Here is a 10,719-nt window from a genome sequence, read left to right on the forward strand (position 1 = left end):
TGACCTCCCTTTTGCCTCTGCAAAGCTGGCGTACGTTCGGCGTGGATGGTAAGTGGTTGAATTGAAAAGAAATTTGCCTCGATGAGAGGCAGCCTGGTGAGAAAGTGTCTATGAAAGCAGGTCTGTACCAACCAGATGAATTCAAGGATAACTGCGGTTTCGGCCTGATAGCCCACATGCAGGGCGAGCCCAGTCATACCCTTTTGCAAACGGCCATCGAGGCCCTGACCTGCATGACCCACCGCGGTGGGATTAATGCCGACGGCAAGACCGGTGACGGTTGCGGTCTGCTGATTCAAAAGCCGGACGTGTTCCTGCGAGCCATCGCCCAGGAAACATTCGGCGTCGACCTGCCCAAGCAATATGCCGTGGGCATGGTCTTCTTCAACCAGGACCCGGTCAAAGCCGAAGCCGCTCGCGAGAACATGAACCGCGAGATCCTGGCTGCCGGCCTGCATCTCGTCGGCTGGCGCAAAGTGCCGATCGACACCAGCGTCCTCGGTCGCCTGGCCCTTGAGCGTCTGCCGCAGATCGAGCAAGTGTTCATCGGCGGTGAAGGCCTGAGCGATCAGGACATGGCCGTCAAGCTGTTCACCTCTCGTCGCCGTTCGTCCGTGGCCAACGCCGCTGACACCGACCACTACGTCTGCAGCTTTTCGCAAAAGACCATCATTTATAAAGGCCTGATGATGCCGGCGGATCTCACCGCCTTCTATCCAGACCTGAGCGATGAGCGCCTGCAAACCTCGATTTGCGTGTTCCACCAGCGCTTCTCCACCAACACCCTGCCGAAATGGCCGCTGGCTCAACCGTTCCGCTTCCTGGCGCACAACGGCGAGATCAATACCATCACCGGCAACCGCAACTGGGCCGTGGCCCGTCGCACCAAGTTCAGCAACGATCTGATGGACCTGGAAGAGCTCGGCCCGCTGGTCAACCGCGTCGGTTCCGACTCTTCGAGCATGGACAACATGCTCGAGCTGATGGTCACCGGTGGCATCGATCTGTTCCGTGGCGTGCGGATGATCATTCCGCCTGCGTGGCAGAACGTCGAAACCATGGACCCCGACCTGCGTGCGTTCTACGAATACAACTCGATGCACATGGAACCGTGGGACGGCCCGGCCGGTGTGGTAATGACCGACGGTCGCTACGCGGTGTGCCTGCTCGACCGTAACGGTCTACGCCCGGCGCGTTGGGTTACCACCAAGAACGGCTTCATCACCCTGGCGTCCGAAATCGGTGTCTGGAACTACCAGCCTGAAGACGTGCTCGCCAAGGGGCGCGTTGGCCCGGGCCAGATCTTTGCCGTGGACACCGAAACCGGTCAGATCCTCGACACCGATGCGATCGACAACCGCCTGAAGTCCCGTCATCCGTACAAACAATGGCTGCGCAAGAATGCCCTGCGCATTCAGGCGACCATGGAAGACAATGACCACGGTTCGGCGTTCTACGACGTCGATCAGCTCAAGCAATACATGAAGATGTACCAGGTCACGTTCGAAGAGCGCGACCAGGTGCTGCGTCCGCTCGGCGAACAGGGCTACGAAGCCGTGGGCTCGATGGGCGACGATACGCCGATGGCCGTGCTGTCCCAGCGCGTGCGCACGCCGTACGACTATTTCCGCCAGCAGTTCGCACAGGTGACCAACCCGCCGATCGACCCGCTGCGTGAAGCGATCGTTATGTCGCTGGAGATCTGCCTCGGTGCCGAACGCAACATCTTCCAGGAGTCGCCGGAACACGCTTCGCGCGTGATCCTCAGCTCGCCGGTCATTTCCCCGGCCAAGTGGCGTTCGCTGATGAACCTTGATCGTCCGGGCTTCGAGCGCACGATCATCGACCTCAACTACGACGAAAGCGTCGGCCTCGAAGCGGCGATCCGCAACGTGGCCGATCAGGCTGAAGAAGCCGTGCGCGCCGGTCGTACCCAGGTCGTGCTGAGTGACCGTCACATCGCTCCGGGCAAGCTGCCGATCCACGCATCCTTGGCCACCGGCGCGGTCCACCACCGCCTGACCGAAAAAGGCCTGCGTTGCGACTCCAACATCCTCGTGGAAACCGCGACCGCTCGCGATCCGCACCACTTCGCCGTGTTGATCGGTTTCGGCGCCTCTGCCGTTTATCCGTTCCTGGCTTACGAAGTGCTGGGCGACCTGATCCGTACCGGTGAAGTGCTGGGCGACCTCTACGAGGTGTTCAAGAACTACCGTAAAGGCATCACCAAAGGCTTGCTCAAGATCCTGTCGAAGATGGGTATCTCGACCATCACGTCGTACCGTGGTGCGCAGTTGTTCGAAGCCATCGGCCTGTCCGAGGAAGTCTGCAACCTGAGCTTCCGCGGCGTGCCAAGCCGTATCAAAGGTGCGCGTTTCGTCGACATCGAAGCCGAGCAGAAAGCACTTGCCGCCGAAGCCTGGAGTCCGCGCAAGCCGATCCAGCAAGGCGGCCTGTTGAAGTTCGTCCACGGTGGCGAATATCACGCGTACAACCCGGACGTGGTCAACACCCTGCAAGCCGCCGTGCAGCAGGGCGACTACAGCAAGTTCAAGGAATACACGTCGCTGGTGGATAACCGCCCGGTGTCGATGATCCGCGACCTGCTGAAAGTCAAAACCCTCGACACTCCGCTGGACATCAGCGAAATCGAACCGCTGGAATCGGTGCTCAAGCGCTTCGACTCCGCCGGCATCTCCCTGGGTGCGCTGTCGCCGGAAGCTCACGAAGCCCTGGCCGAAGCCATGAACCGCCTCGGTGCGCGTTCCAACTCCGGTGAAGGCGGCGAAGACCCGGCGCGCTACGGCACCATCAAGAGCTCGAAAATCAAACAGGTCGCGACTGGCCGTTTCGGTGTGACCCCGGAATACCTGGTCAACGCTGAAGTGCTGCAGATCAAGGTTGCCCAAGGCGCCAAGCCGGGCGAGGGCGGTCAACTGCCAGGCGGCAAGGTCAACGGTCTGATCGCCAAGCTGCGTTACGCCGTGCCGGGCGTGACCCTGATTTCGCCACCGCCGCACCACGACATCTACTCGATCGAAGACTTGTCGCAGCTGATTTTCGACCTGAAACAAGTCAACCCGAAAGCGCTGGTCTCGGTGAAGCTGGTAGCAGAAGCCGGCGTCGGCACCATTGCCGCCGGTGTGGCCAAGGCCTATGCGGACTTGATCACCATCTCCGGCTACGACGGTGGTACCGGTGCATCGCCTCTGACCTCGATCAAATACGCGGGCGCGCCGTGGGAACTCGGCCTCGCCGAAACCCACCAGACCCTGCGTGGCAACGACCTGCGCGGCAAAGTCCGGGTACAAACCGACGGCGGCCTGAAAACCGGCCTCGACGTGATCAAGGCCGCCATTCTCGGCGCTGAAAGCTTCGGCTTCGGCACCGCGCCAATGATCGCCCTGGGCTGCAAATACTTGCGCATCTGCCACCTGAACAACTGCGCCACCGGCGTCGCGACTCAGAACGAGAAGCTGCGCAAGGATCACTACATCGGTACCGTCGACATGGTGGTGAATTTCTTCACCTACGTCGCCGAGGAAACCCGTGAGTGGCTGGCCAAGCTGGGCGTGCGCTCCCTCGAAGAGCTGATCGGCCGTACCGATCTGCTGGAAGTCCTCGAAGGGCAGACCGCCAAGCAACATCACCTGGACCTGACGCCGTTGCTGGGCAGCGACCATGTGCCGGCGGACAAACCGCAGTTCTGCGGCGTGGAACGCAACCCGCCGTTCGATAAAGGCCTGCTGGCCGAGAAAATGGTCGACATGGCCACCTCGGCGATCAACGACCTGAGCGGCGCTGAATTCGAACTGGATATCTGCAACTGCGACCGTTCGATCGGCGCGCGGATTTCCGGCGAAATCGCCCGCAAGCACGGCAATCAGGGCATGGCCAGCGCGCCAATCACCTTCCGCTTCAAGGGTACGGCGGGTCAGAGCTTCGGCGTCTGGAACGCCGGCGGCCTGAACATGTACCTGGAAGGCGACGCCAACGACTACGTCGGCAAAGGCATGACCGGCGGCAAGCTGGTCATCGTTCCGCCGAAGGGCAGCGTCTACAAGACTCAGGACAGTGCCATCATCGGCAACACCTGCCTGTACGGCGCCACCGGCGGCAAGCTGTTCGCCGCCGGCACCGCGGGCGAGCGTTTCGCCGTGCGTAACTCCGGTGCCCACACCGTTGTGGAAGGCACTGGTGATCACTGCTGCGAGTACATGACCGGTGGTTTCGTCTGCGTCCTGGGCAAGACCGGTTACAACTTCGGCTCTGGCATGACCGGTGGTTTCGCCTACGTGCTCGACCAGGACAACACCTTCGTTGACCGGGTCAACCATGAACTGGTGGAAATCCAGCGGATCAGCGGCGAGGCGATGGAAGCCTACCGTAGCCATTTGCAACGCGTGCTGAACGAGTACGTCGAGGAAACCGACAGCGAGTGGGGTCGTGAACTCGCCGAGAACCTCGATGATTACGTACGTCGTTTCTGGCTGGTCAAGCCTAAGGCTGCCAACCTGAAATCGTTGCTTTCCAGCACCCGTGCCAACCCGCAGTGATATGCGCCTGAAGAGTTTGATGAGGTTTTAACAATGGCTGAACGTCTGAATAATGACTTCCAGTTCATCGAGGTCGGGCGCAAGGATCCGAAGAAGAAACTGTTGCGTCAACGCAAGAAAGAGTTCGTGGAAATCTACGAACCCTTCAAACCCCAGCAGTCGGCCGACCAGGCCCACCGCTGCCTGGGTTGCGGTAACCCGTATTGCGAATGGAAGTGCCCGGTGCACAACTTCATTCCCAACTGGCTGAAACTGGTGGCCGAGGGCAACATCCTCGCGGCTGCCGAGCTGTCGCACCAGACCAACACCTTGCCGGAAGTCTGCGGCCGGGTGTGCCCGCAGGATCGACTGTGCGAGGGTGCGTGCACCCTCAACGACGGCTTCGGCGCGGTGACCATCGGTTCGGTGGAGAAGTACATCACCGACACCGCGTTCGCCATGGGCTGGCGCCCGGACATGTCCAAGGTCAAGCCGACCGGCAAGCGTGTCGCGATCATCGGCGCCGGGCCTGCGGGCCTTGGCTGCGCTGACGTGCTGGTACGTGGTGGCGTGACCCCGGTGGTGTTCGACAAGAACCCGGAAATCGGTGGCCTGCTGACCTTCGGCATCCCCGAGTTCAAGCTGGAAAAGACCGTGCTGAGCAATCGCCGCGAAGTCTTCACCGGCATGGGCATCGAGTTCCGCCTGAACACCGAAGTGGGCAAGGACGTGACCATGGAGCAATTGCTCGAAGAATACGATGCCGTATTCATGGGCATGGGCACCTACACCTACATGAAGGGCGGTTTTGCCGGTGAGGATCTGCCGGGCGTCTACGACGCGCTGGACTTCCTGATCGCCAACGTCAACCGCAACCTGGGCTTTGAAAAGTCGCCGGAAGATTTCGTCGACATGAAAGGCAAGAAGGTCGTGGTTCTCGGTGGTGGTGACACGGCGATGGACTGCAACCGTACTTCGATTCGCCAGGGCGCCAAGTCGGTGACCTGTGCGTATCGTCGTGACGAAGCCAACATGCCGGGTTCGCGCAAAGAGGTGAAGAACGCCAAGGAAGAAGGCGTGAAATTCCTCTACAACCGCCAGCCGATCGCCATCGTTGGCGAAGACAAGGTCGAAGGCGTGAAGGTGGTCGAGACCCGTCTCGGCGAGCCGGACGCCCGTGGCCGTCGCAGCCCCGAGCCAATCCCGGGCTCCGAAGAGATCATCCCGGCCGACGCCGTGGTCATCGCTTTCGGTTTCCGTCCAAGCCCGGCGCCGTGGTTCGAGCAGTTCAGCATCCAGACCGACAGCCAGGGCCGCGTCGTGGCCCCGGAACAAGGCCAGTACAAACACCAGACCAGCAACCCGAAAATCTTCGCCGGTGGCGACATGGTTCGCGGTTCTGACCTGGTGGTGACGGCAATCTTCGAAGGCCGCAATGCCGCCGAAGGGATCCTGGATTACCTGGGCGTTTAAGCCCGATCCAGAGCCAAATGCAGTAACCCCTGTGGGAGCGAGCCTGCTCGCGAAAGCGGTCTGTCAGCCAACATCGATGTTGGATGTACAGGCCCCTTCGCGAGCAGGCTCGCTCCCACCGTTGTTTCGTGGTGTTGCTGAATGCCGTGTTTACCCGCGACAAATTGACCCGATAGACAAAAGGTGCGGCGCTTGCCGTGCCTTTTGCCTCCGGCTCTGAGAAAATGCCCGCACTTTTTTTCCGGATGCCGACATGACTGCCCTGAAGAACGACCGTTTCCTGCGCGCCCTGCTCAAGCAACCTGTAGATGTCACCCCCGTGTGGATGATGCGCCAGGCCGGACGCTACCTGCCTGAATACCGCGCCAGCCGTGCCCAGGCCGGTGATTTCATGAGCTTGTGCATGAATCCGGAATTCGCTTGCGAAGTCACGATGCAACCGCTTGACCGCTATCCACAACTGGACGCGGCGATCCTCTTTTCCGACATCCTGACCATCCCCGATGCCATGGGCCAGGGCCTGTACTTCGAAACCGGTGAAGGTCCGCGCTTCAAGAAAGTCGTCAGCACCCTGGCTGACATCGAAGCCCTGCCGATCCCTGATCCACACAAAGACCTCGGTTACGTGATGGACGCCGTCAGCACGATCCGTCGCGAGCTGAGCGGCCGTGTGCCGCTGATCGGCTTCTCCGGCAGCCCATGGACCCTCGCCACTTACATGGTTGAAGGCGGCTCGTCGAAAGACTTCCGCAAGACCAAGGCGATGCTCTACGACAACCCGCAAGCCATGCACCTGCTGCTGGATAAACTCGCGCAGTCGGTCACCAGCTACCTCAACGGCCAGATCATGGCCGGTGCCCAAGCGGTGCAAATCTTCGATACCTGGGGCGGCAACCTGTCGGCGGCGGCGTATCAGGAATTCTCCCTGGCCTACATGAAGAAAATCGTCAACGGCCTGATCCGCGAGCACGATGGCCGCAAGGTGCCGGTGATCCTGTTCACCAAGAACGGCGGCCTGTGGCTGGAAAGCATCGCCGATGCCGGCGCCGATGCACTGGGCCTGGATTGGACCTGCGACATCGGTAATGCCCGTGCCCGTGTCGGCGACAAAGTCGCCCTGCAAGGCAACATGGACCCGACCGTGCTCTACGCCAAGCCGGAAGCAATTCGCACCGAAGTCGGACGCATCCTGGCCAGCTACGGCAAAGGCAGCGGCCACGTGTTCAACCTGGGGCACGGCATCACGCCGGAAGTCGATCCGGAACATGCCGGTGCTTTCTTGCGTGCGGTACATGAGCTGTCGGCGCAGTATCACGAATAACCGTCTTTGACGTGATCGAAAGCCTGTCCGGCCTGGTGCCCGACAGGCTTTTTTATGCTCAGCTTTCCTTAGTTAGCTGAGATCACTGCTTGTAGGAGTTCTTTCGTCCAATGTCGGAGAACGAGTCGTAGAGACGGTTCCTGCTGGCAGGAAGGACATTTCCTACATAGAAAACGTATTCATCCAAGTAAGGTTCGGACCCTTGCTCAGCCCAACGATTGAGCAATATCGCAAACTTCAGCGCCAGCAATGCGCGCCTTAAATTTCGATAAGTAGTCTGGAACTCATTGCGCGAGCGGGGGCGGCAACAAGGAACGCCTGTGCGCATCGACAACGCGAGCAAGGGCCAAAACCGGGTGCAGGCGACCCTGACCGTAGAGCAAGCGGCATGAAGCCAGGCGAGATTAAAGCGGCGACGTTACAGCGCTGGCAGCGGCTGCTAGGGGGGCTGAGTGTGTTTGTCCTGAGTGTCGCGGCGTTCGGTCTGGTCTGGCAGCCGACGCAGCAACGACCTGCTGCGCCTGACTCTCAGCGGCGACGCCATGACATTGCTGCCCTGGCTGGACCGCATCGAACGTGACGGTATTGCGCTGCAATCGTTGACCCTGGAAAAGCGTGACGTCGTACTGGAGGCGCGGATGGTGCTCAGATAGTCGCGCCGGATCCCGGCAACGGCGGCAACTTCGCCAGTTTCAGCGCGACCAGCAGCGCCACCAACAGCAACCCGCCGATGAACAGACCGATACCATTCCAGCCGCCCAGGTGCCAGAACACCCCGCCCGCGGTACCGGCGATGCTTGAACCGGCGTAGTAGCTGAACAGGTACAGCGACGACGCCTGGCCCTTGGCCTTGTTGGCGCGCCGGCCGATCCAGCTGCTGGCTACCGAATGGGCGCCGAAGAAGCCGAAGGTGAACACCAGCATGCCGAAGATCACCAGCGGCAGCGGGGTGAACATCGTCAGGGCCAGGCCGCCGAGCATCAGCGCGATGGTGCCCCAGAGCACTTTACGGCGACCGAGTTTGTCGGCCAGCGAGCCGATTTTCGCCGAACTATAGATACCCGACAGGTACACCACCGACAGCAGCCCGACGAAGGCCTGCTCCATGTGGTACGGCTCGGCCAACAGGCGATAACCGATGTAGTTGAACAGCGTGACGAACGCACCCATCAGCACGAACGCTTCGAGAAACAGCAACGGCAGCCCGGCGTCGCGAAAGTGCATGGTGAAGCCATCGAGCAGGCTGCGCGGGTGCAATGAGCGAGCGCGGAAGTTTTTCGATTCCGGGAGGATCTTCCAGAACACTGCCGCCGCAATCAGGGCCAGCCCCCCGATCACCAGCATCGCCGTGTGCCAGCTGACGAAGTCGATCAGTACCCCGGTGATCAAGCGCCCACTCATCCCGCCAATGGCGTTGCCGCCGATATACAAACCCATCGCCAGGCCGATGTGCTGCGGATGGATTTCTTCGCTCAAATAGGTCATCGCGACCGCCGCCAGGCCGCTCAACGACAGCCCAATCAGCGCACGCATGGCCAGTACGCCGTGCCAGCTCGGCATCATCGCACTGGCCATGGTGCACAGTGCGGCGGCAAACAGCGCTGCGACCATCACCGGTTTGCGCCCGACGCGGTCTGAGATCGGACCGGTGATCAGCAGGCCGATGGCGAGCATGCCGGTGGCGACCGACAGGATCAGGCTGCTCTGCGCCGCGTTGATTGAATATTCGTGGGATAACAGCGGCATCATCGGCTGCACGCAGTACAGCAGGGCAAAGGTTGCGAAACCGCCGCAGAACAGCGCCAGCACCGTGCGCATGAACGCCGGCGTGCCTTTTTCGATGTAGATCTCCTTGAGTTCAGCGACGACATCGTCCTGTACGGCAGGTGGAACTTCATGGGCAAGTGGGGCGACAGCAGTTTTCACGTTGGACCTCGGAGGGGCGCAGCCGGTCAGGCAATGGAAAAAGCATATAGCTGGCTAATGATTCAATCCAATATATTGTTCGACCTGTTTGATAGCTTTTACGACCTAATGGAAATCCCATGGAATTGCGTCATCTGCGCTACTTCATCGCCGTCGCCGAAGAACTGCATTTCGGCCGCGCCGCACAGGTGCTGGGCATCTCGCAACCACCGCTGAGCCAGCAGATTCAGGCGCTGGAGCAAGAGGTCGGGGCGCGATTGTTCGAACGTACCAATCGTCGGGTCGAGCTGAGCGAGGCCGGTCGGCTGTTCCTCGAAGAGGCGCGGCTGGCGTTGGCCCAGGTCGACAAAGCGGCGGATGTCGCCCGCCGGGCCCAGCTCGGTGAGTTGGGTGAGTTGAAGATCGGTTTCACCTCGTCGGCACCGTTCAACTCGACCATTCCCCAGGCGATTTTCTCGTTTCGCCAGCGTTTCCCGGCGGTGCACCTGAACCTGCGGGAAATGAGCAGCACCCAAGTGGCCGATGCGCTGGTGGACAATGCGATTGAGGTCGGGATCATGCGGCCATTGGGCCTGCCGGATTGCCTCAACGTGGTGGAGCTGATGCGCGAACCGCTGGTGGCGGTGCTCAGTTCCAAGCACCCGTTGGTCAAGGACAGTGAAGAGGGCTTGTTCCTGTCGGCCCTGGCTCTCGAGCCTTTCGTGTTTTTCCCGCGCAGCTATGGCAGTGGCCTGTATGCACAACTCCTCAGCCTGGCTCGCGAAGCCGGCTTCAGCCCGCACTTCGCCCAGGAGGCCGGCGAGGCGATGACCATCATCGGGTTGGTGGCAGCGGGGCTCGGGGTCTCGGTGTTGCCGGCGTCCTACCAGCGGATGCGCATTGATGGCGTGATCTATCGACCCTTGCTCGACCCGGCGGCGGTGTCGGCGGTGTGGCTGGTGCAGCGCAAGGATCAGAAGTCTCCGATGGCGAGGGCGTTTGTGGAGTTGTTGACGAGGAAGGTTGAGGGGGTAGGGGCGTGAGCAAACCGTCTTGTCCGGGACATTTCAAGTAACGGATCCGGCTTAGTGGTTTATCCAGATCTTGCGCGGAATCGATTTCTTTTGCCCAGTGCCATGGATGCCAGTTTTATACCAACCGAAGGAGGGCCGCGTGCTGATTTGCGATGTCAGGGGTTATGAAATTCCTGAAGTGGTCAAAGTCAGCCCCGTTGCTGTGATTCGCAAACATAGGGCCAATAGATTACTGGTAACGGTCGTCCCGCTGCGTACAGCTGCCACTGTGTGTCCCTGGCCTCCGCCAACGTGATGGCCATGGATTTCGCCAGGTACCTGAAGGGGGCGCAGAGCGACACCCTGGGGGGGATCCAGCAATTGATCATGCTGGGCGAGCTGGCGGTGAACCGGGTGCTGGATAAACTCGATCCACCCTGACCATTGTAGGCGCGAGCAGGGCTCGCTCCTG

6 protein-coding genes and 1 pseudogene are annotated in these 10,719 nt (G+C 60.7%); 6 read left to right on the forward strand and 1 reads right to left on the reverse strand.

Features of this window, described 5'->3' with window-relative positions; translation table 11 throughout:
• The first annotated feature begins 110 nt into the window (after positions 1 to 110).
• The 4 genes from gltB to BVK86_RS15465 all read left to right on the forward strand — a co-directional run bounded on the left by gltB (position 111) and on the right by BVK86_RS15465 (position 7,982).
• Positions 111 to 4,556 carry a glutamate synthase large subunit gene (gltB, locus tag BVK86_RS15450; protein WP_075947243.1) on the forward strand — a complete coding sequence of 1,482 codons (4,446 nt, stop codon included), beginning with the start codon at positions 111 to 113 and terminating at the stop codon, positions 4,554 to 4,556.
• 33 nt (positions 4,557 to 4,589) lie between these two features.
• Entirely contained in the window at positions 4,590 to 6,008 is a 1,419-nt protein-coding gene (locus BVK86_RS15455) for an FAD-dependent oxidoreductase (RefSeq protein WP_075947244.1), read from the forward strand.
• 253 nt (positions 6,009 to 6,261) lie between these two features.
• A complete protein-coding gene (gene hemE, locus BVK86_RS15460) occupies positions 6,262 to 7,329 on the forward strand; it encodes a uroporphyrinogen decarboxylase (protein WP_075947245.1) in 1,068 nt (355 codons plus the stop codon).
• A gap of 467 nt (positions 7,330 to 7,796) precedes the next feature.
• Positions 7,797 to 7,982 (forward strand): hypothetical protein, encoded by a 186-nt coding sequence (locus BVK86_RS15465; RefSeq protein ID WP_408002971.1) that lies wholly within the window; start codon positions 7,797 to 7,799, stop codon positions 7,980 to 7,982.
• Here the strand turns inward: BVK86_RS15465 and BVK86_RS15470 are convergent.
• A complete protein-coding gene (locus tag BVK86_RS15470; RefSeq protein WP_075947246.1) occupies positions 7,975 to 9,255 on the reverse strand; it encodes an MFS transporter in 1,281 nt (426 codons plus the stop codon). The genes BVK86_RS15465 and BVK86_RS15470 overlap by 8 nt on opposite strands.
• Positions 9,256 to 9,374: 119 nt before the next feature.
• Between BVK86_RS15470 and BVK86_RS15475 the strand changes: the two genes are divergently transcribed.
• The gene (locus BVK86_RS15475; RefSeq protein WP_075947247.1) at positions 9,375 to 10,277 is read left to right on the forward strand and encodes a LysR family transcriptional regulator; all 903 of its coding nucleotides are present in this window, start codon (positions 9,375 to 9,377) and stop codon (positions 10,275 to 10,277) included.
• 258 nt (positions 10,278 to 10,535) lie between these two features.
• A pseudogene (locus BVK86_RS15485) lies at positions 10,536 to 10,688 on the forward strand (DUF6124 family protein); the annotation flags it as partial.
• Between the last annotated feature and the right edge of the window lie 31 nt (positions 10,689 to 10,719).

Origin of the sequence: Pseudomonas reinekei (assembly GCF_001945365.1) — a bacterium.
GTDB classification, from domain to species: Bacteria; Pseudomonadota; Gammaproteobacteria; order Pseudomonadales; family Pseudomonadaceae; genus Aquipseudomonas; species Aquipseudomonas reinekei.